The following is a 20,351-nucleotide window of genomic DNA, read 5'->3' on the forward strand; positions in this document are numbered from 1 at the left end:
ATCTACTGATGAGCATGCTTTTTTTATGACGATTGAAACGGTCGATAGAAGCATTAAACCATGATCGTCCTTTGAACATAACCTCGTACGAACATGTAAATAAACAATACCCCTGCAGCTATGACACCCAGCGAGCCAACCCAATCCTGCATGAAGACAAACAGAAGGGCGTACAGAACCGTTTGAATCATAGCGAGCTCATACAACAGTTTGGCGAATGATCGCTGCCGCACGTCGAGTCCAACAGGGTACAAATCCAACCACATGATGGTACGATGATGGCGGTACAGAGATACCATTTGAAAACTACTCAAATACATAAACAATAGCGCAAACAGAAGCTTCAACCATATGTTCGGGACAAAATAAATAAACAGACCACCGATAACGAGGAGTCTCGCATACATTCCTAAATAATCAGCACTGCGGACAAAAGAGACACGATACAAATAGTCAAAGGTATAATCCTGGTTCAAGGGCACACGTTTTACAAGTCCAGTCAGCCAATGACGCCGCTTTACCTGATTTTTCAAATGCGGAACATCGGTGAACATGTTAGCAATCCGATAAAACGTCTGCATGCGATTTCGGTCTTTTTCCAACAGTAACTCCCACGCAATCCCCGGTTGTTTAACGGAATTCCGCCAATCATAAATAAAAACAAACGCAAATAGCACTGTTGTGATCGATGCCCACAGCATTTCACCACGCACCGCAAAATAAAACACAGCCATATTCAATAATGTGCGGGCCGTCTGATCCACTTGACGCACGCCCGGTTCCCTAACTTTCATCATCCACCAGGTGGCCATCAAATTCCATCCCTTGAAAATAAGCACGACCAATAACGTCCATAAATAAATACTGCCGTCTCTGTCCGGATACGACGTAACATACAGCGGACCGAATGCTGCACCGGCAAGCAGCACTAAGTAAAGTTGGACAACAAAACTGTATATCAGTGTGTTCCGGAAATAAGGCCCCATCTTATGTTCGGCAGCAATTAAAAAGACAAGGTCAGGCTCTTTCAGCAACGTCCGGGCCGGGCTGTAACTGACGAGCAAACCAAATATGATGCCTATAATCGCCGCAGTTGGAAACTGTTCCGGAAGTTCTGCCAACCATCGCTGATAATAATAAGCTGCAGCAGAAATAAAAAACAGCATCGCAAAAGCGATATGCCCATTGAAAATATACCGCAGATAGCGGCTGGTCTCCTTCATATGTGCGGCAAATCGCTCTTTAAAAAATTTATGCGCATCAAACATGGCTATCTTCCTTTGTCAATGCCACATATAAATCATCCAAAGATGCATCCGGCATGTTAAAATCCCGCCTCAATTCAGCAAGGGTACCATTCGCTTTGATTCTACCATCATTTAGAATAACGAACCTGTCGCAGTTCTTCTCCGCTGTTGCAAGGATATGTGTCGACATTAACACACCTGATCCATTCGCTTTCATGTCATCCATCCATTGCAAATACGATTGAATGCCAAGCGGATCCAACCCGACAAATGGCTCATCCACGATATATAACGGCGGTTGGATCATAAACGCACACATTATCATCACTTTTTGGCGCATTCCTTTGGAAAAATGCGTCGGGAACCATTTTAGTCTTTTTTCCATTCGAAATGCCTTTAGTAACGGATCAAGTCTTTTCTCGAACGTTTCTTCAGGTATATCATAAGCCATGGCTGTCAGCCTTAGATGCTCATAAAGTGTTAATTCGTCGTACAAAATAGGCATTTCTGGAATATAGGCCATTTGTTGTCGGTAGGTATTCGGATTATCCTGAAACGTTTTGCCATTAACGGCAACGGTTCCTTTTCTGGCCTGCATTAAGCCTATAACATGTTTAATGGTAGTGCTTTTTCCTGCACCGTTGAGTCCAATAAGCGCGACAATTTCGCTTGGAAAAACATCAAGAGAGATGCCATGTAATATGTTTTTATGTGTATATCCACCATACAGATCGTCGATATGCAGCAAAGGTTCCACAACTTGTCCCTCCCGTCATCACTCCTATAAATTTTATCATGTTTCGGGAACCAATCCAAAATAAACTCATCGACAAAAAATGTGTATTAAAAAAGATTTTCCGGTCCATACTAATGAATGAAGCCAAGGGGATGAACAAAATCATGTAATTTCGTGATGCACAACAAATGAGGTGTTGGCGAAAAGCAATTAAATGATTTGGCAAAAGCTTAAAGCCATTGCTTCTATTGGAATGCAAAATATCATTAATTTCGTGATAAACACAAATGAGGTGTTGGCGATCGATAATTAAGTGATTGACATTTCTGATTGAGCTAAGCGTCTGCATATAGCACACGTAAGATCAACAGGTACCATCTAACATTAAAACCAATTTGTCAGAACGTCTCAATTTTCTTGGGATACTGACAAAGCGGTTTCTTGTAATGAACGTTAAATACAAATGTTATTTAACCATATTACAAAAGTCCCCAACGTTAGATGTAGTCATCCTCTTGCTTCATTCAAGCAGGCCGGTTCACAACCGTGAATCCGGTCTGCTTTTCTTTTATCAGATTGCTTTACTTCTTCCTTATTCTTTATTTACAATGGATAAAAACAGGTATGGGGTGATGATTAATATGACGCATGACGAGTGTGTTTTCTGTAAAATAATTGACGGTGACATTCCATCCGCGAACGTTTATGAAGATGAAGAAGTGTATGCATTTCTGGACATTTCCCAAGTGACAAAAGGACATACGCTTGTTATTCCAAAGACACATGTAAAAAATATTTATGAAACACCACCAGAGATAGCAAGCCAATTGTTTGAACGCGTTCCGAAAATTGCCGCCGCAATCAAACAGGCTTATCAGCCCATCGGTATGAATCTTTTGAACAACAATGAGAAACCAGCTGATCAATCCGTGTTCCATTTACATATTCATCTGCTTCCGCGCTACGGGGACAATGACGGTTTTTCCTCTAACTGGGCCGCACATGCGGATGACTATACTCAAGCCGATTTGCAGTCAATTGCTCAGAAAATAAATGCATCCATGTAGCCTTTTAGAAAATTACTACTGTTTATTTGCCCGATTTTTTGGTATAATGTTAATACGTTTTCGCAGTTGGCGACGCGCACAGCTGGAAAACCAAACGAGCTTAGATGAGAAGAGGAGAGGTCAGAAATGAATACAAGAGTTTTGGTGCTTTTATCACTGTTGCTGGGAATGGGTGCTGTACTGCATTTTATCGTTCCGCCATTCTTTTACGGAATGAAACCTGACATGCTGCTGTCGATGATGTTTTTGGGAATATTGCTGTTTCCCAGAGCGAAATATGTTGTCGTCTTGTCAGTGGCAGCCGGTGTCATTTCAGCTTTGACAACACAGACACCCGGGGGACAAATTGCCAACATGATTGATAAACCGATCACCGGCATCCTATTTTTCGGACTGCTGCTTCTTATAAAACATCGTATGAACAGCAAAATACATGTGCCAGTACTGACCGCAGCCGGAACAATGATCAGTGGTGCTGTCTTTTTGATGGCTGCCCTATATATCATAGGACTGATGAACGGCGCATTCCCACTGCTGTTTGCAACGATTGTTCTTCCAGCAGCTGCATTGAATACCGTATTCATGATAGTTATTTATCCTATTGTCCAGTCCATTTTGAAACGATCACAGCCACTGATGACAGCTTAATGCACAGCATGCGACAGTAATGGTTGATCCCCTGGCATATCAAAAGTCCAGGGGATTTTTAACCTGATCCCAAACAGGATCTCATTGACTGAAATAATAAGTCAGTAAACCATTGAAGGGAGCATAAACCTATGGCAACCAAACAATCGTTTGTTCTTGGCATCGTTACCGGTGGAGCGGCCGGTGCTGCTGCAGCACTACTGCTGACACCAGAATCTGGCCAGGATATACGTAACCGAGTCAAAGATCAGCAATTGGAATGGGAAGAACGATTGGAAAAACTGAAAAATGAATGTATTCAATTACAAAAACAAATGGTGGAAACATCAAAAGAGAGTGTCGTGCTCGTTAGAAAATGGGCTCAAGAAATGAAGAGTTCTGTTACTGCATGGAAAGCGACGGTAGAACCACACCAAAAAAACATTCAGAAATACCTCGAACAAATCGAAACGAGCCTTAAAGAACTTGAAGACAAAGTTCAAAACGAAACCAACTAATAACAAGCCCTCTATTCCACTTTAACGGAACGGAGGGCTTGTTATTTATTTTTGAGTCTTTGACATAAAAAGTAAACACCATGCCTACAAACGAAAAAAGCTGCCTCATTCTATGAGACAGCTTTTTTTCGATAGTTAGTTGCCGAGACCTTTTGTCCACTCATCAACTTTTTCCTGATTGTTGCTAATGTATTCTTTCGCTGCTTTCTCAGGCTCCATTTCTCTGCCTTTTTTAAGCAGGACGTTCTCAATTTCCTGATTATAATCTTCCGTGAAACGTTCAAGGAATTTATATGCCGCTGGTGAATCATCTTTGAAACTTTTCTTGGCTACGGCGCCGATACGGTCTCCTTCACCACCGTAGATTTCTTTAGGATCGTCAAGCATTTTCAGATCCATTTTGGCAAATGCCCAATGCGGCTTCCAGAGTGGTACAACAATTTTTTCTTCGTTATCAATAGCTTCTTGCAATGCGGAAATCATCGCACCTTCTGATGCTTCTTGCAGCTCCCATTTTTCAAGATTATATTTTTTCAAAGCATCTTGTGTATTCTGCATAATGCCGGCACCAGGATCAATACCATTGATTGTCCAATCAACAGCTTCACCGAGGTCTTTGTTGCCTTTCAAATCTTTAACTGATTCAACATCCATATAGGATGGAACGGTGAGTGCAAGGGGGGCTTTATCAACAAAAATGCCAACCTCCTCTACTTTATCACCATATTTCTCCTGATAGCTCTGGTGTGTTGCAGGAAGCCATGAGGCTGTCATAAATGATGCATCGCCCTCGGCAACACCCGACCACATCGCACCTGCTTCAACTTGCTTGGTTTCAACCGTATAACCGACTTCTTCCAACAGCTGTTTAACCAGTGGTGTCCGAGCAATGGCGCCAGCCCATGCGACATATGGAACTGTCAATTCTTTTTCACCGAGTTCCACACCACTGCTGCTGTCACCACCGTCACCATTACCGCTGTCACCGGAGTTGCCATTATCTCCTTCACTATCGTCTCCACCGCCACAAGCTACCAATGTAACGGCTAAGAGCAGTGCCGCGGCCAAGGCTATAAATCTAAGATTCTTAAGCATAAGAACAGACCCTCCTCTAATAATAATTTATATTTATATTGCTCAAGCCGAGGCATCGTATAGATGCAACAGGCTTGTCAACATACTAGTTTTTACTTGCCCCTTGTGTAATACGATCCAGCAACATTGCTAGTATAACAAGAGATAAACCACCTTCGAAGCCCGGTCCAATGGCAACTTGTGTTACAGCTCTGTACACAACGGTTCCTAAGCCCGGTGCGCCTACCATTGAGGCGATAACAACCATCGATAATGAAAGCATAATCGTCTGGTTAATACCTGCCATAATGGTTGACATAGCAAGCGGTATTTGTACCTTTGTCAGCCTTTGACCAGTCGATGACCCAAATGCATTGGATGCTTCAATAAGTTCCTGATCGACCTGTCGAATACCAAGGTTGGTAAGCCGGACTGTCGGCGGCATCGAGAAGATAATCGTTGCCACAACCCCAGGTACCATACCAAGGCTGAAGAAGACAACGGCCGGAATCAGATAAACAAACGCGGGCATTGTCTGCATGAAGTCAAGAACAGGAGTAATAATAGCTTGTACAGGTGCTTTTTGTGACATCCATATACCAAATGGAATTCCAATAATCATCGAAATCACAACGGATACGACAACTAATGAAATCGTCTCAATCAATTCTGGCCAATAGCCTAAATTATTAATAAGACCAAGTCCTATGAGTGCGAATAAACCCATTTTCCAGTTTACCACCCACCATGCCAACAATGCAATAAGTATCAATAACACCAATGGTGGAAACCATTCCATTATTGTTACAAAGTTTTCGGTTACAAATTCAATGACTGTGGAAATAGCATCAAAAAGTGCCGAAAAATAGGTTTTTAAAAATTCAACTAATGCTTCAATCCATTCCGCAAGCGGCAGTTTTGGTAAAAGAGTACCGGAATTATCCATCGATTACTTCACCCCCATTGTCATTCAATACTTGATTGTCACCAGCAAGTGCACCAATCACAGAACCACGTACCACAATTCCGAGGAGCTTATCAGATTCATCAACAACAGAAAGTGGGGCTTTGTCACCGGTCATTGGTTCAAACATATCTGTGAGCAATGTATCCGATGTAACTTTCGGTATATCGGATGTAAGTATGTCTTCCAAACGTTTATCTTCTTTGGAGGCTTCCGCTGCTTGATCAGCCGTTACATAGCCAAGCAATTTTTGCTTTTTGTCAACCACATAAATTGTGGAGATGCCACTATCTTTCATCAAACGAAGAGCAACATTGACACCTCTGTCAACGGACACGCTTTCTGCCCGTTTCATAACATGGCCAGCTGTCAGAACCTTTGCTAAATCAACGTCTTCCACAAAGCGCTCAACATAATCGTTCGCCGGCTCCATAAGAATTTCCTCAGCTGTGCCGATTTGCACAATGCTTCCGTCTTTCATTAAGGCAATCCGATCACCAATACGAAGAGCCTCATTCAAGTCGTGTGTGATAAAAACAATGGTTTTATGAACGGATTGCTGCAGAGACATCAATTCATCCTGCATATCTTTACGAATGAGCGGATCCAACGCACTGAAGGCTTCGTCCATTAAAAGGATCTCCGGGTCGTTAGCGAGTGCCCTGGCCAAACCGACACGCTGCTGCATTCCGCCGGATAATTCGCTTGGATATTTATCCAGATAACCACCCAGACCAACTAATTCAAGCGCATCCTTTGCCTTTTGAGCCCGATCTTCTTTATCAATCTTTTGGATTTCAAGACCATACTCAGCATTTTTTTGAATCGTTTTATGCGGGAGAAGCGCAAAGTTTTGGAAAACCATGCTCATTTTTTTTCTGCGCAATTGCCGAAGTTGTTCTTTATCCATATCGGTAATGTTTTCATCATCCAACCACACCTCTCCCGATGTTGGTTCAATTAACCGATTCAGCATACGGACGAGTGTTGATTTTCCACTTCCGGAAAGACCCATAATAACAAACACTTCTCCGTCCTGAACTTCAAAGGAAGACTGATTAACCCCTACTGTCATACCAGTCAATTCAAGAATGTCTTCTTTGGATTTGTTTTCTTCCAAGTAGTTAATGGCTTGTCGAGGCCGTCTGCCAAAAATCTTTGTTAATTTGTCTACTTTTATTATACTGGTCATGTCCTCACCTCACTTAACTTTAAAAATGCTTTCGTCTGTTGATTCTTTGCTGTGGAAATAATTTCGGTGTCTGCGGATAACCCGGGCACCTTCCATAAATGAAATGGGAGGTTTGGTTCCGTGGAATTGTCAGTCACACCATTTTCCCCCTTTTGGTATATCATTATCATGACGAGGATAATAGTTTTATAGTAAAGAATCCTCGCTTCGTCATCCACTCTTTATACTATATACCGAATAGCTTATATATTTCAAATAATAAACACCGTTGATTTTGTACGTTTTTTTTGTTCAGTTTGTTCTGTATGAAGATGTGCAGCTTTTTTCGCTTAATTTCTTTGTTTTTCGCGGGATTTCTTGTCCACTCATAATTTTAATTACTGAGCATTTTCATGTAACCTTTATACTACCAGGAATTGTAGGAGGATTTTATGTGCGGGTCCACAATGGAAAATATTACCGAGAAAATTATTATCGAATTCGCCAAAACGATTGAAATGTTCGGTCTTACTCCTGCTGAGGCAAGATTGTTTGTTCATCTGTATCTTCAGGAAGATCCTCAAACACTGGATGAAATGGCTGAAGCACTGGGAAAAAGCAAGACATCGATGAGTACAAGTATCCGGAGTTTATCTGAATCCAACCTTGTCAACCGCGTATGGCAAAAAGGTGTGCGCAAAGATTTATATGAGGCCAATACCCAGCTATATAAAACATTTATGCACTACTATGTGAATAAATGGCTGGAAGCATCCAGCCTTCAAAAAGATGCTCTCGAAGATATACAAAAAGAACTTCAAATTTTTCAAACGGATACATCAACATTAGCCGATCATTTAAATGAGATTATTGACTTTCATAAACAAATTGAATCATCATTTCGCCATTTGAATAATGATTAACGTTCGATTTCTCCCGTGCCGTTTTCAAAGCCATCCTGCCTGTTCACCGTCACTTTCCTAAATTGAGTATATCGTTTTTCATTAAAAAGAAGGATCGGTTCCTTCTTTTTTTATGCCGTCAAAAGATTATAAACCGGCTTTCATCTACCCAACACCCCTATGTTGCCACGATTCTTGACGATTGTTGTGACAGTATTTCCAGCTTCATAAAAAAGAATATAATTTTTTCGATAAACCTATTGCTTTTTAAGTATTTCCGTACTATTATCTTATAGGAAAATCCAAATAGGGGAGGGATTCAAAAATGAATTGTGTAAGAATCGTTAATTTGAATAAACAGTATGGATGGAACCGATTATATTTGCAATCATTTTTGACCGGCCTCTTAGCTTTTGTGATTATGTATGTCCCTGTCTCCATCAAGCATGACATGTCAGCTATGGATGAATTCGGCATTTTCCCACTCTTACTAGCAGTTCTTTTCATGCCGTTTTTACATGTATTCATGCACATGCTTCCCTTGATAATGATGAACAAACAAGCAAAACTGATTTATAAACAAAATATGCTTCTCTTTTCAAATATTAATTATTATACAAAAAAATATGTATCCAAAAACGTATCATTGCTCGCTGCACTTGCACCAACGCTGCTCATTACCATTCCCGGTATGATAGCAGCCTATTCTTTCAGCGACTACTATGTATACTTTTTGATTTTCACATCCATTCACATCGGGATGACCTTTACCGACTTCCTATATATTTTGTATATAGCTAAAGCACCAAAGGAAGCATATATCGAAAACAGCAATAATGAAATTGCCATTTTAATCAAATCATTCTAACGTCACCGGGCATAACCCCACTTCCAAAAGGGGTAGATGCCCGGATTTTTCTCTTCACACATTTTACTCTGTTCATCCCAGTTAACTTTTGATACAGTATATAGAGAAACGTTATACTTTAGAGTTTGACGCACAGGACAAAGAAAGCTTCGATACCACATCACTCACTGAAAATGACTTTTCTTTGTCAAAAATGTGTCGTCATGATGGTAGTCTGTTATCTGCCATCTTCCTTAGTCTTTTATATTTGGGGAAAGGATAATAATGGACAATTATTAAGTTATAGATGTCTTGTAAGGGGGTTTTTGCATGACGATGATCTTACCATTTTTATTTTATGCGGTATTTATTTTTCTTATTTTTAATTCATTGACGTATCGTTTTTGTATAAAAATGGAAATGAAAGATAAAAAGCAATCGACCATGTTCCGTGTTATCAATATCATGATTTTAATATTATTGGTGTCCTCTTATATGAAAGTATTGAATGTGACAACATAGCATTGGATTACACATTTATACCACAATTTCTAACGCATTTTATGTTACATTGAAATAGCGATTAATCAAGCAACCAATAGTATAGGAGTGTTCATGGATGAAAAAAATTGCAATTGCTGCAACGCTGACAGCAGGCATTTTCACCTTAACGGCATGCGATTCCGGCAGTGGCGATTCGGAAGTGGTCGCGGAAACAAATGCAGGCAACATTACGAAAGATGAATTTTACCAGGAACTAAAGGATCGCCACGGGAAAAAAGTTCTCCGGGAATTGGTGACTGTCGAAGTTCTGAATAGTAAATACGACGTGACCGATGACCAAATTGATAAAGAAGTGAAAAAAGCGAAAGACAAGCTGGGAGGTCAATTCAAGGCCGCTCTGCGACAACAAGGACTCAAAAATGAGGAAGCGTTCCGCCGTATGCTCAAATTAAGCCTTCTGCAGGAAGAGGCTGTAGCTGAGGATATGGATATTTCAGAAAAGGAACTGAAAGAAAAATATGACCGCATGAAAACCGAGGTGAAGGCTCGTCACATTTTAGTTGATAAGGAAGAGAAAGCAAAAGAAATAAAGAAAAAATTGGATAACGGTGCCGACTTCGCCAAATTGGCCAAAGAGTACTCCAAAGACAAAAAATCGGCTGAGCAAGGCGGTAAACTTGATTCTGTTCCTACCGGAAAAATGCTTCCCCCTTTTGAAGATAAAGTCTACAGCATGGAAAAAGGGGAGGTCAGTGACCCTGTTAAAACCAAAAAAGGCTATCACATTATTAAAGTGACGGATAGGAAAAAGAAAGAAAAAGATATCGGCTCGTTTGAGGAAAATAAGAGTAGTATCCGTCGTGACATCATTAACCAACGGATGAATGTTCAAAAAGCACGTGAAAAAGTTAACGGACTGATGAAAGACGCAGATATTGACGTAAAACCAGAAGAACTGAAAGGTATTTTTGCAAAACAGACGTCTGAAGATAAATCTGACAACAAGGATAAGAATAAAGATAAGGAAAAAGACAAATAAGCATAAAACAAACGACGAACTCATAACTGCAAATGGGTTCGTCGTTTTATGGTTCTGCTTCCCTTTATTGAGAGAGTTGACGCTGTCTCTTATTTTCACGGTGCTGACGCTCTTGTCTTATCCGATCAATATAAACCTTTCCTTCTTGTTCAATATAATGATGTTCCAGTTTCTGCTCTGCACGCATTGCACGGAAGGCCATTGTTCCGCTCAAAAATATAAATAGAATCATCATAAACACCCACCAAGGCACTCCAAAAATCATAATCAGCCCCCTTGTCCATCAATCTGTTTGATGTATATGAACAAACGGGCCGATATATGCGAATGAAATAATTTTAATTCTGTTCAAACGATGGTTTATAGAAAGATCGATTGTCCAAGGCAAATAACCGTTCTGTGAATTCTCCGGGATTCACTTTGGCAAGTGCCCGATTTAGCATGTGCATCCGCGCATCAGCCAAATCAATCAAGTGGAGCAATTCAGCTTCTCGGATAAGCGGGGGTTTGGGACTTCCCCATTCAGCCTTACCGTGATGGGACAAAATTAAATGCTGAAGAGCCAAAACTTCTTCCCCTTCAATCTGTAACTCTTTCGCTATATCTCCAATTTCTTCCACCATCAAAGGAATATGGCCGACCAATTTTCCTTCCAGCGTATAAGAGGTTGTAACAACGCCGGACAACTCTTTTAATTTGCCCAGGTCATGAAGAATCACACCGGCATACAGCATGTCTTTGTTGATTTCCGGGTACAGGGCATGCATGCTCCTTGCCAGTTCCAGCATACTGACAATATGATGGGCCAGTCCAGACACGTAGTCATGATGGTTTTTAGATGCAGCGGGATATGTCAACAACTTCTCTTGATGTTTTTTAACCAATGCCCGCACAATTCGTTGCAGGGATGAGTTTTCCATTTCAAAAATGGCCTCTGTTAATTTTTCCAAAAGGACTTCCTTTTCCACCGGCGCCTTGGCAATAAAATCGGATACTTGGACACCATCAGCCTCACCGGCGGCCCGGATGGAAAAAATTTTTAATTGTGGCTTACCGCGGAACTGATTGACCTCTCCGGAAAGCCGGACAATCTGTTCTGCAACAAATACATCCTCATCCTCTTTCGTCGTATCCCAAAGTTTTGCTTCAATCTCACCCGAGGCATCTCTCAGAATTAATGTCAGAAACGGTTTACCATTGCTCGCGACTCCTCTGGAAGACATTTTTATCAATATAAAATCGTCAAATGCATCCCCGATACTGTAGTTTCCTATCCCTTTTTTCAATGCATCTCCTCCCCCAATTAAAAGCAATGAATGAAAATTAAAATTCGTCAATCCATTGCATCATGGTCACTGTTTTCATCCTCATCATGTCTTGGCAAGTATTCAAATATCTTTCCTGAATCAACAAGTTGAATAAAATCCATCAGCCACTTGTAATAGTTTCTAGCGTATTCCAGTCGGTCGATATCGCGTGCAATCTTGCTCTTCAGCTGTTCATCATCCGTTCGCCTGGCAATTTTCCGAAGTTCCCGTATCGTTTCATCCGTTTCCTCTATATTTGTTTCCGTATAGTGGCGCCAACGATTGGCAAACAAGGACGTGAACGATTTATACCAGTCCTCTTCCGATTCATATAAATCTTTGCGAATGCCTTTTCGGAACGTTGATTCAACCATTCGCATATCCGACAGGGTACGGACGCCAGTCGACATACTCGTTTTGCTCATTTCAAGGGCATTGCGCATATCATCCAACGTCATCGGTTCATCCGAAAAATACAGAACGCCATACAACCGTCCCACAGAGGAAGTAATACCGTATAAGTTCATATTTTTGGCCATCACTTGGATGAATTTTTCAATCGTCTCTTCATATTTCAAATTTTCCATGGAATTATTTTCATCGTTCTGCACTGGAATTCCCTCCATATGCTTCTACAATATTATAAATGCTGCGGGACAACCTTGTCTTTATCTGAAATCAGTTTATCATTTATACCAAAGGAATGCGACCATGAATGGTTGTCACATTCGCTGTAGCTTCTGTGACATTCGGTTTACATGTGAACAGAATAACTTGTTGTTTATTGGAGACAGAAGACAACAATTCGGCAATCCGTTTCGTACGGACCGGATCAAAATGGACAAATGCGTCATCAATAATAAATGGAAGCCTATGTTCCCGGCTCATGACGTCACTTATACCTAATCTTAAGGATACATACAATTGATCAATTGTCCCTTGTGATAGTTCATGAACATCATATCTGATACCATCACAGGACTCAACACGGAATGACTTATTTTCTTCAGGCGGATAAATTCTACAATAAGACGTCTCTGTTAGCAAGTGGAAAAAGTGTGTTGTTTTTTCCATAACCTGCTGTAAATACGTTTGACGATAATGACGTTTGGTGTCAGCCAACATCGCTTTGGCCGATTTTAGAACGGCCCATTCCTCCGCCATATTTTCGAATTTTTCCTGTTCCGCAGTGTAACGATGCAATGTGTCTGAGTACGATTCGGATGATTCCAAGCTGGCCAAATATGCCTTCACATCTGCACGTTCCTGTCGTTTTTGTTCCATAAAATGCTCGATGTCGCTGATCCGGTCCGTTTCTCTTTCATAGGCCGATTCGAGTGCACGTTCATCCGGGGGCTCGTTGACAATTAATGTTTCATAATCATCTCCGGACAGAAGTTGAACCAATCGATCATCTAGCTCAGCTATTTTCATCGCACATTCTTGCTTTTCCTGGAGTTGCTTTCCCTTGGCTAAAAAGGTTTCCTTTGTATCAGTCCCTGCAATGGACAGAAGATGCGCTAACTCATCCTCATAGAGACGCATGTGTTCCTGTATGTTATTCTTTTTGGCTTCTGTATCAGCAATCCATTCATTATATTGATCAATCAGGGACAATGATTTTCGGTATTCGTGTAGGATGTTCTCCATCTCCGTCAATTGATCCATGGTCGACCGATTAGTTGTGATCCATTCACTGTCATGAAAAAATTGGTCGATCATTTCCTCATAACGACGGTTTTCCTGAAGCAATTCTTCACACTGTTGTTCTTGCCACTTTTTATGACGTTGCTCGTCCAGTACATGTTTAACCGAATGAAAAAGAGCTGGCCAGTGTGACAGATCTATTTGTTTGAGAAATGGATATTGTCTGATTTGTTCAGCCACTTGTTTCTGCAAACGGTTATTTCGATGATTCCATTCGGATTGTTTCTCCTCCCATTTCCAAAAAGCCATGTCATTGGAGCGCCATTTGTCTTGCAAAATGGACCATTCCTGTTTGTTGTCATCATTTGATTTCAAAAGCTGTTCGGCTTCTTGTTTCTCCTCTTCTGTTACAGAAATAGAATCGGTATTCGTTGATGCAATCATTTCGTCCAACTCCAGAACAGATCGTTTTCCGAGCACCCATTGTCCGACAGATGCAACCAGAATAACTCCCGCTGCACTCAATAGCAGCATCCGGTCTATTGCAAGAGCGACAATACTAATCAGAGCGGATGCGACAATACCACCGATAACCCATATATTCGTTTGTGATTTTTGTCTATTTTTCAGTTGATACCAATTTTTTGCTTGCTCCGTCACATCGTCCTGTATTTGTTTCTGACGGTAGTACTGACGAACGGTTTCCTGCAAGTCATATTCTTGTTCGGTGGTCATCAGCGATGCCTGCAATGTTTCTTTTTGCACATGCAAGTATTCCTGTTCTTTCAACAGCTGTCTATGCTCCTCATTCAACGTTGCTTTGGTCAATTCGACTTGATCCCACTCATTTTTAAGCTGATTCCACGTCTTTTCTGCGGAAAAAGGCAGCTGAAGCCATGACAGGTCGTCCATTGTTATACCGGCATCAAGCTGCTTTAGTTCCTCATTTATTTGCCATGTTGATTTTTGAATGGTTTTTGCATACTCGTCGATCTGTTTTTGTCTGTCCAGCCAGGTTTGTTTTTCTTCTAAAAAGGCGGCCAGTTGTTCATATACTGTCTCATCATAAAGGTCATTTTGGAGGTCATTCCGCTTGGTAACATACGCGTCTTTATTATTCTGAAGCACGGAACATTCGCTTTTTAACGGAAGCAGTTTTTCATCAACCTGTTCCATCCGTTTTATACCGTCTTCCGGAAACGAGAATCCATCGGGGAATGTCTGATGTTGATTCTTCAGCCGGTGGTAGTCTTTCAGAATGGGAAGAGCCTGCCGTTGTTGATTCAGTCGAAACACGGCATCTCGCGTCTCATCTAGTCGTCTTTGTTGCAAAATTAATTCATTGTCCAGCTGATGAAGCGATTCCTTGCTAGTCCGGTAATCCTGTTCATTCTTTTGATAGTGTTTCAGAGCATGATCCAGTGTATCCAAAGATGCAAGTTGCTGATTTATTTCCGGTTTTTTGCCAAAGGGTTTGAACAGTTTATTTAATTGATCATCAAGCTTTTTTTCTAAGGTGTGTATTTGATTGGACCCGGTCATGCCAATGCCAAGCAACACCTCTCCCAGTTCTTCTTCGTGCATATTTCGAATATCGAGCAAATCAAGTGCCGAAAATGAAAAAATGGACTGATAGATCTCTTTCGTCATCCCTTTCAGTTGCTTCTGAAGCCACGATTCATCATGTTCTTTGCCATCCGATGTATAACAAATGGCTTTCCCATTAGACACATCGTGCAACCGCTCAATGACAAATGCACCGATATCCGCATCGTGAACCGTCAGTCTCCCCCCCATTTTTCCACTTGTTTTCGGTTTGTATCCGGCCCGCTTTTGGGGAGGCATCCCAAACAACATAAATAACAAAAATTGTTGAACGGTTGTTTTTCCTGATTCATTGTTGCCATACATACAAACGAACGACTCATCTGTAAAATCTATGGTATGATCCACCCATTTACCAAAGCCATAAATGACGGCTTTTTTTATGTGCACGTCAGTCTCCCTCCTGATACAATAACTCATCGATCAACAGCTGTTTGGCTTTGTCCTTCACCCGCTTTTCCTGCTCCGATGACATGGCCTGTACATATTTTTTAGCCTGCCTATGCCGGTACAATTCATCCAAATACGGCTGTATGGAAGCTTTATCAACATATTTAAGTAATTCGCCGGCAAAATGGCCACTTTGCTTCAACGAATGGAATGATTCCTTCTCTACCGCTGTCAGCTGACAACGGTAAATATATGTCCAGTTCGTGCGATGCATAAGCACTTCGTTCACAAGCTGAACTACTTCCTCGGCAGTCTCTTCCCATTTGCGGAGATGTGTCCGGACTCCGTTCAGTGTTAGATGGACCAATTCCGGGCAAGTCTTGTCCGTTCGATCAATAGCTTCTAACAAAATGCGCTCCAGCTGATGAGGCTCATCACAGCTGGATATGTCCACAGATTGTTTTTTGAATTCCATCGACTGTAATGGGAGAAAAGTCAATATTGCACCCTTCTCCGATAATTCCACATGATAACAGCCTTTTTGTCCTGATTCCTTGCTGTTTCGACCTTGTATGTTGCCGGGATAAACAATGGCCGGATTTTCTTTGAGTATTTCCTTCTGATGAATATGCCCAAGTGCCCAATAGTCCATATCTTTGTCCGTTAAATCTGATATATGGAAAGGGGCGTAGACATCATGTTCCTTGTTGCCGTCCACGCTTCCATGCAACATGGCAATGTGATACGGGACCCCTCCAGAAACCGGAACAAATTCTTTAGCCTTGTTGGATGTAACGGCACGATTTTTATAACTGAAACCATATATCGCGGCCAACGTTTCATCGTTTTTTTTATAAGTAACGTGGGTCACCGTCTCATCCGGAAAAACAACGACATTATCCGGATAGGTGATCGGATTGCTATTACCAGCAGTGAAATCATGATTGCCATGGGACATATATACCTTAATATGATAATGCTGCAGTTGTTCAAACGCATTCCGCAATCGGACTTGCGCCTTTAGACTCTGTTTTTCATTATCGAATACATCCCCGGCAAGCAAAACAAAATCGACCTGTTTTGCGATAGCAGCCTGTACAAGACGGTCAAGTGCTTCAAACGTACTTTCCTTGACTTGATGAAAGATGGATTCCGGGATAGTTGAAAGCCCCTTGAATGGACTGTCCAAATGCAAATCAGCCGCATGAATGAATGATAAGTGCCCCATTGTTCTCCGCTCCCTGTGATGGTTCGTCTTTCCTCCATGTTACCAAAAACGAAAAGCGAATGCACGTTCGAATTGTTGAGATCGAAAAATAAACGACATCGAATCTCTGTCGGTTATCTTATTTATTCTTTTTTGGACAATTCTATTGCTTTTTTAAAATCCTTAAAAGTTGCTGAGGGGCCATACATCAAAACACCACCTTTGTAGATACGAGCGCCTATCACAGCAAATAAAGCAATCGTTGCAACTAGAATACCGATGGAAATAGCTATTTCCCACACTGGTATATCAAGCATGCCAACACGCAAAAACATCAGCATCGGTGAAAAGAAAGGTATATAGGAAGATACCTTGACGATCATTGATTCCGGCATACCCAGTCCAAATATGGCAATAAAAAATGCAATCATAACCAGAAATGTCATCGGCAACATCATCTGTTGCACATCTTCCAGCCTGCTGACGAGCGACCCCAGCATGGCAGCCAATGTCGCATACAATAAGTATCCAAGTACGAAAAATACAATGGCATAAATGAAAACGGAGGCAGATGCATTCTGCAAACCAAAATAGTCAAAAATACCACCTGTCAGCTCATCTCGTTTGACAACCAGCATGACATAGCCTAATCCTGCAATTGCAGCAATCTGAGTCAATCCAAGCAAAGCTGTTCCTATGATTTTGGCAAACATATGAGTAACTGGCGATGCACTGGATATTAAAATTTCCATGACACGGGATGATTTTTCGGTAGCGATGTCGGTAGCAATCATATTTCCATAAATAAGCACCGACAAATACAGCAAAAATAACATCACATAAACAATCCCTCTTGCCTGATTTAATTCCTCCGATGTTTTGGCATCTTCATCCAAGGACATCGTATTAAATGTGACAGGTTCATATATTTCGGAAATCGTCGCCTGATCGATACCGGCCTGCTCAGTGGCTACCGCTATTTTCATCTGCTGCAATTGCTGTTTAATAACCGATTGTTGGCCGGTTTCAGTTATGTTATTTGCATAGTAAGCTGCTTGGGGCAACTGTTTACTATTCCTTGATAACGTAACAAATGCGCTATAACCCTCATCCTTAACAGCTTTTTTGCCTGCTTCCTCCGTACCGTCAAATGCAACTAAATCCATATCGTCGCTGGTGCCTTCCACCTTTTCCTCCAATGACTGAAATAATTCTCCACTTTGATCCAGAACAGCAATTTCTTCTGCTTCATCACTGGTGAACACATCAATTATCGTTTGTACGTTTGCGACGGCATAGACAAACAGCAATGAAAGAATGGTACTGATTAAAAACGATTTCGTTTTAAAGCGAGTCATATATGTATAGGCCATAATCGTTCCAAACTTATTCATACGAAGCACCCGCCTTCTCTATAAATATATCATTCAGCGAAGGCTCTTCCAGCTCAAATTTGCGGACAAACCCTTTTCCGTTGAGGTCCGTGAAAATATCTTCAGCAACAGCTTCATTTTCAATTTGCAGTTCACAGCCTTCCATGACTGATTTATATTGACGAACACCTGCATACTGTTTCAGAAATTCCAATGGGAAATCAGCATGGACAATGACTTTCTTTTTTCCAAATGATCGTTTGATGTCTTTTAATTTCCCATGCACCACCGGCTTCCCTTCATGCAAAATGCACAGATGGTTGCATAGCTCCTCCACATGATCCATCCGATGAGACGAGAATACGATGGACGTTCCTTCGTTTTTCAAATCTACGACAGCCTGTTTCATCAACTCTACATTTATCGGATCCAAACCGGAGAATGGCTCATCCAATATAAGCAGATTTGGTTTATGTATAACAGCGGAAATAAATTGAATTTTTTGCTGGTTCCCTTTTGATAACTCTTCCACCTTTTTGTTCTTATACTCAGGTACGTCAAAACGTTGGAGCCATCCTTCCAATTCGGTTAAAGCTGTCCTTTTGTTCATCCCTCGCAATTTGGCAAGATAGACCAGTTGTTCCCATACCTTTTGTTTAGGATACAACCCCCGTTCTTCCGGGAGATACCCAATTAAATCGCTTCTGTCATAACCGATAGGTGCATCATTCCATGTAATAGCACCCTCTGTCATATCTAACAAGCCCAATATCATACGGAATGTTGTTGTTTTGCCAGCACCGTTCCCGCCCAAAAAACCAACCATTTCTTTTTCCGGAATTTCAATGGAAAGATGGTCAATCGCAATCGTGCTTCCAAACCGTTTTGACACATTTTCCAATTTCAGAGTCATTTCACTTCTCTCCTTTCGTCTTTTATGATACATTTCATTATATCATAACCTTATGTTTCGGAACCTTCTGAAAGGAAATGGCTACCACATATACCAATCAAATTCCAAGGAGGAAGACCCTATGAAAACATATGTATTGACGGCGTTTGACAAATCCGGGGAAAAACTGCTTGATGAGTCGTTTGAAGCAGCCAATAACGATGAAGCCAAAAAAATCGGCCAAGAACAGCTGGCCGAAAAAGGATACAGCGAATACACGCACCGCTGCGTATCACCGGATGCGACACTTGTGTTATTTCATCGGTAAACAAGCGGTTTCATTTGTCATTGGAAAGTATTACTATTTATAACTTATCAGCAGGCCAGGGGAAGAACAACAGGCACATTATCATAAAAAAGCCCGCAGCTTTTGTTCCACTACGGGCAGAATGTCGTTTATTCGTTTGTTTCTTCCTCCGGACTACCATATAATTCTTCCAGCGGTTTTGTAATAATCCGGCTAACATCGTTAATAACAACGTTTAAGCGCTGTTCTTCTTCCATTAATTTGGAAATATCCTCATGCTGCTGCACTAAATCAACAACTTTTCGCGCTTCTTCCACTTCCTCTTCAGAAATTTCCTGGCCCTGCATTTGCTTATCTTGCAACTCCATCTGTGTATTTCTGAAATTTTCGAACATCTCTTTAGCTTGTGGATCTGCCATGACATTGTCGTAGGCTTGTTTCAAGTTCGTGAATTCCTCGCTATTGCGAATGGCTTTTTCCAAATCGTATGCAGTATCGTAAATATTGGACACACTGGATCCTCCTTCATGTTAACTAAATTAACTATAACAAACGTTGTGCTTCATGTATACCTTTCAAGAAAACGCTAAAAAATCCGTCATTCATGATTTTATTAATCGCAATACTACGATAAAGCAACAAACAGTGAAGAAAACAGAATTTCTTCATGCTTCTTTGGATCACAAAAATGATTTTTCTCTCTTCTAATGCCGGTTTCAGGATGTTGTGATCCTGCATGGAAAGTTTAAAAAAATCTGGCGGTCACAAACTGCTTATCACCTGCTTATTTGATCCATGTTAAAGCTTGTGAGAGCAATTAGCCTGTTTAAGACAATATTGTCATTAAAAAAACCATCTCAACTTTCGCATCTAAAAAACGCTAATAATTCCTTGATATGACTGAGCTAATCCGGAAAACAATATTAA

General features: G+C 41.1%; 21 protein-coding genes. 8 read left to right on the forward strand and 13 right to left on the reverse strand.

Annotation, left to right across the window (positions count from 1 at the left end; all coding sequences use genetic code 11):
• Positions 1–53 precede the first annotated feature (53 nt).
• Together ABDZ72_RS07060 and ABDZ72_RS07065 are read right to left on the reverse strand one after the other, a co-directional pair.
• Positions 54–1,268, reverse strand: a complete 1,215-nt coding sequence (locus ABDZ72_RS07060) for an ABC transporter permease (RefSeq protein ID WP_343752041.1) — start codon at positions 1,266–1,268, stop codon at positions 54–56.
• A complete protein-coding gene (locus tag ABDZ72_RS07065; RefSeq protein WP_343752043.1) occupies positions 1,261–2,004 on the reverse strand; it encodes an ABC transporter ATP-binding protein in 744 nt (247 codons plus the stop codon). Before ABDZ72_RS07065 ends, ABDZ72_RS07060 begins: the two co-directional genes overlap by 8 nt.
• Before the next feature lie 620 nt (positions 2,005–2,624).
• On the opposite strand from ABDZ72_RS07065, the gene ABDZ72_RS07070 reads away from it, so the two are divergent.
• The 3 genes from ABDZ72_RS07070 to ABDZ72_RS07080 all read left to right on the forward strand — a co-directional run bounded on the left by ABDZ72_RS07070 (position 2,625) and on the right by ABDZ72_RS07080 (position 4,195).
• Positions 2,625–3,050, forward strand: a complete 426-nt coding sequence (locus tag ABDZ72_RS07070) for an HIT family protein (RefSeq protein ID WP_343752067.1) — start codon at positions 2,625–2,627, stop codon at positions 3,048–3,050.
• A 126-nt stretch (positions 3,051–3,176) separates the two neighbouring features.
• The gene (locus ABDZ72_RS07075; RefSeq protein ID WP_343752044.1) at positions 3,177–3,698 is read left to right on the forward strand and encodes a tryptophan transporter; all 522 of its coding nucleotides are present in this window, start codon (positions 3,177–3,179) and stop codon (positions 3,696–3,698) included.
• Positions 3,699–3,829: 131 nt separating this feature from the next.
• Positions 3,830–4,195 (forward strand): YtxH domain-containing protein, encoded by a 366-nt coding sequence (locus tag ABDZ72_RS07080; RefSeq protein WP_343752045.1) that lies wholly within the window; start codon positions 3,830–3,832, stop codon positions 4,193–4,195.
• Between the two features lie 135 nt (positions 4,196–4,330).
• Here the strand turns inward: ABDZ72_RS07080 and ABDZ72_RS07085 are convergent, their stop codons facing one another.
• The 3 genes from ABDZ72_RS07085 to ABDZ72_RS07095 all read right to left on the reverse strand — a co-directional run bounded on the left by ABDZ72_RS07085 (position 4,331) and on the right by ABDZ72_RS07095 (position 7,425).
• Positions 4,331–5,290 carry a glycine betaine ABC transporter substrate-binding protein gene (locus ABDZ72_RS07085; RefSeq protein WP_343752046.1) on the reverse strand — a complete coding sequence of 320 codons (960 nt, stop codon included), beginning with the start codon at positions 5,288–5,290 and terminating at the stop codon, positions 4,331–4,333.
• An 85-nt stretch (positions 5,291–5,375) separates the two neighbouring features.
• Positions 5,376–6,215 (reverse strand): ABC transporter permease, encoded by an 840-nt coding sequence (locus ABDZ72_RS07090; protein WP_343752047.1) that lies wholly within the window; start codon positions 6,213–6,215, stop codon positions 5,376–5,378.
• Positions 6,208–7,425 carry a quaternary amine ABC transporter ATP-binding protein gene (locus tag ABDZ72_RS07095; RefSeq protein ID WP_343752049.1) on the reverse strand — a complete coding sequence of 406 codons (1,218 nt, stop codon included), beginning with the start codon at positions 7,423–7,425 and terminating at the stop codon, positions 6,208–6,210. The genes ABDZ72_RS07090 and ABDZ72_RS07095 overlap by 8 nt, the downstream gene beginning before the upstream one ends.
• 431 nt (positions 7,426–7,856) lie before the next feature.
• Here ABDZ72_RS07095 and ABDZ72_RS07100 point away from each other — a divergent pair, with 431 nt between their 5' ends.
• From ABDZ72_RS07100 to ABDZ72_RS07115, 4 genes are all read left to right on the forward strand, one after another.
• Positions 7,857–8,327, forward strand: coding sequence for a GbsR/MarR family transcriptional regulator (locus ABDZ72_RS07100; RefSeq protein WP_343752050.1), 471 nt, complete (start codon positions 7,857–7,859; stop codon positions 8,325–8,327).
• Positions 8,328–8,631: 304 nt separating this feature from the next.
• On the forward strand, positions 8,632–9,174 hold the full coding sequence (locus ABDZ72_RS07105) for a DUF3267 domain-containing protein (protein WP_343752051.1): 543 nt from the start codon (positions 8,632–8,634) through the stop codon (positions 9,172–9,174).
• A 309-nt stretch (positions 9,175–9,483) separates the two neighbouring features.
• Positions 9,484–9,675: a hypothetical protein gene (locus tag ABDZ72_RS07110; RefSeq protein WP_343752052.1), complete on the forward strand. Its 192-nt coding sequence runs from the start codon at positions 9,484–9,486 to the stop codon at positions 9,673–9,675.
• Positions 9,676–9,772: 97 nt separating this feature from the next.
• Entirely contained in the window at positions 9,773–10,696 is a 924-nt protein-coding gene (locus tag ABDZ72_RS07115; protein ID WP_343752054.1) for a peptidylprolyl isomerase, read from the forward strand.
• A gap of 64 nt (positions 10,697–10,760) precedes the next feature.
• Here the strand turns inward: ABDZ72_RS07115 and ABDZ72_RS07120 are convergent, their stop codons facing one another.
• From ABDZ72_RS07120 to ABDZ72_RS07150, 7 genes are all read right to left on the reverse strand, one after another.
• Complete coding sequence (locus ABDZ72_RS07120; RefSeq protein ID WP_343752056.1) at positions 10,761–10,961, reverse strand: sporulation YhaL family protein; 201 nt, start codon at positions 10,959–10,961, stop codon at positions 10,761–10,763.
• A gap of 73 nt (positions 10,962–11,034) precedes the next feature.
• On the reverse strand, positions 11,035–11,982 hold the full coding sequence (yhaM, locus tag ABDZ72_RS07125) for a 3'-5' exoribonuclease YhaM (RefSeq protein WP_343752058.1): 948 nt from the start codon (positions 11,980–11,982) through the stop codon (positions 11,035–11,037).
• A 47-nt stretch (positions 11,983–12,029) separates the two neighbouring features.
• Positions 12,030–12,590: a GbsR/MarR family transcriptional regulator gene (locus ABDZ72_RS07130; protein ID WP_343752068.1), complete on the reverse strand. Its 561-nt coding sequence runs from the start codon at positions 12,588–12,590 to the stop codon at positions 12,030–12,032.
• A 103-nt stretch (positions 12,591–12,693) separates the two neighbouring features.
• Positions 12,694–15,645, reverse strand: a complete 2,952-nt coding sequence (locus ABDZ72_RS07135; RefSeq protein ID WP_343752059.1) for an ATP-binding protein — start codon at positions 15,643–15,645, stop codon at positions 12,694–12,696.
• A 1-nt stretch (position 15,646) separates the two neighbouring features.
• Positions 15,647–16,873: a metallophosphoesterase family protein gene (locus ABDZ72_RS07140; protein ID WP_343752060.1), complete on the reverse strand. Its 1,227-nt coding sequence runs from the start codon at positions 16,871–16,873 to the stop codon at positions 15,647–15,649.
• Between the two features lie 122 nt (positions 16,874–16,995).
• Positions 16,996–18,246 (reverse strand): ABC transporter permease, encoded by a 1,251-nt coding sequence (locus tag ABDZ72_RS07145; RefSeq protein WP_343752062.1) that lies wholly within the window; start codon positions 18,244–18,246, stop codon positions 16,996–16,998.
• On the reverse strand, positions 18,239–19,138 hold the full coding sequence (locus ABDZ72_RS07150; protein WP_343752063.1) for an ABC transporter ATP-binding protein: 900 nt from the start codon (positions 19,136–19,138) through the stop codon (positions 18,239–18,241). The genes ABDZ72_RS07145 and ABDZ72_RS07150 overlap by 8 nt, the downstream gene beginning before the upstream one ends.
• A 121-nt stretch (positions 19,139–19,259) precedes the next feature.
• On the opposite strand from ABDZ72_RS07150, the gene ABDZ72_RS07155 reads away from it, so the two are divergent.
• Positions 19,260–19,445, forward strand: coding sequence for a YhzD family protein (locus tag ABDZ72_RS07155; RefSeq protein ID WP_343752064.1), 186 nt, complete (start codon positions 19,260–19,262; stop codon positions 19,443–19,445).
• A 128-nt stretch (positions 19,446–19,573) separates the two neighbouring features.
• Here ABDZ72_RS07155 and ABDZ72_RS07160 read toward each other — a convergent pair whose 3' ends face one another.
• The gene (locus tag ABDZ72_RS07160) at positions 19,574–19,936 is read right to left on the reverse strand and encodes a YlbF/YmcA family competence regulator (protein ID WP_343752066.1); all 363 of its coding nucleotides are present in this window, start codon (positions 19,934–19,936) and stop codon (positions 19,574–19,576) included.
• Positions 19,937–20,351 lie beyond the last annotated feature (415 nt).

Origin of the sequence: Lentibacillus halophilus, assembly GCF_039522485.1 — a bacterium.
Lineage (GTDB): Bacteria > Bacillota > Bacilli > Bacillales > Amphibacillaceae > Lentibacillus > Lentibacillus halophilus.

Coding starts and splice junctions, on each gene's coding strand:
- ABDZ72_RS07060 (WP_343752041.1), bottom strand. CDS start 1,268: ATGTTTGATGCGCATAAATTTTTTAAAGAGCGATTTGCCGCACATATG.
- ABDZ72_RS07070 (WP_343752067.1), top strand. CDS start 2,625: ATGACGCATGACGAGTGTGTTTTCTGTAAAATAATTGACGGTGACATT.
- ABDZ72_RS07075 (WP_343752044.1), top strand. CDS start 3,177: ATGAATACAAGAGTTTTGGTGCTTTTATCACTGTTGCTGGGAATGGGT.
- ABDZ72_RS07080 (WP_343752045.1), top strand. CDS start 3,830: ATGGCAACCAAACAATCGTTTGTTCTTGGCATCGTTACCGGTGGAGCG.
- ABDZ72_RS07085 (WP_343752046.1), bottom strand. CDS start 5,290: ATGCTTAAGAATCTTAGATTTATAGCCTTGGCCGCGGCACTGCTCTTA.
- ABDZ72_RS07090 (WP_343752047.1), bottom strand. CDS start 6,215: ATGGATAATTCCGGTACTCTTTTACCAAAACTGCCGCTTGCGGAATGG.
- ABDZ72_RS07095 (WP_343752049.1), bottom strand. CDS start 7,425: ATGACCAGTATAATAAAAGTAGACAAATTAACAAAGATTTTTGGCAGA.
- ABDZ72_RS07100 (WP_343752050.1), top strand. CDS start 7,857: ATGTGCGGGTCCACAATGGAAAATATTACCGAGAAAATTATTATCGAA.
- ABDZ72_RS07105 (WP_343752051.1), top strand. CDS start 8,632: ATGAATTGTGTAAGAATCGTTAATTTGAATAAACAGTATGGATGGAAC.
- ABDZ72_RS07110 (WP_343752052.1), top strand. CDS start 9,484: ATGACGATGATCTTACCATTTTTATTTTATGCGGTATTTATTTTTCTT.
- ABDZ72_RS07115 (WP_343752054.1), top strand. CDS start 9,773: ATGAAAAAAATTGCAATTGCTGCAACGCTGACAGCAGGCATTTTCACC.
- ABDZ72_RS07120 (WP_343752056.1), bottom strand. CDS start 10,961: ATGATTTTTGGAGTGCCTTGGTGGGTGTTTATGATGATTCTATTTATA.
- ABDZ72_RS07130 (WP_343752068.1), bottom strand. CDS start 12,590: ATGGAAAATTTGAAATATGAAGAGACGATTGAAAAATTCATCCAAGTG.
- ABDZ72_RS07140 (WP_343752060.1), bottom strand. CDS start 16,873: ATGGGGCACTTATCATTCATTCATGCGGCTGATTTGCATTTGGACAGT.
- ABDZ72_RS07145 (WP_343752062.1), bottom strand. CDS start 18,246: ATGAATAAGTTTGGAACGATTATGGCCTATACATATATGACTCGCTTT.
- ABDZ72_RS07150 (WP_343752063.1), bottom strand. CDS start 19,138: ATGACTCTGAAATTGGAAAATGTGTCAAAACGGTTTGGAAGCACGATT.
- ABDZ72_RS07155 (WP_343752064.1), top strand. CDS start 19,260: ATGAAAACATATGTATTGACGGCGTTTGACAAATCCGGGGAAAAACTG.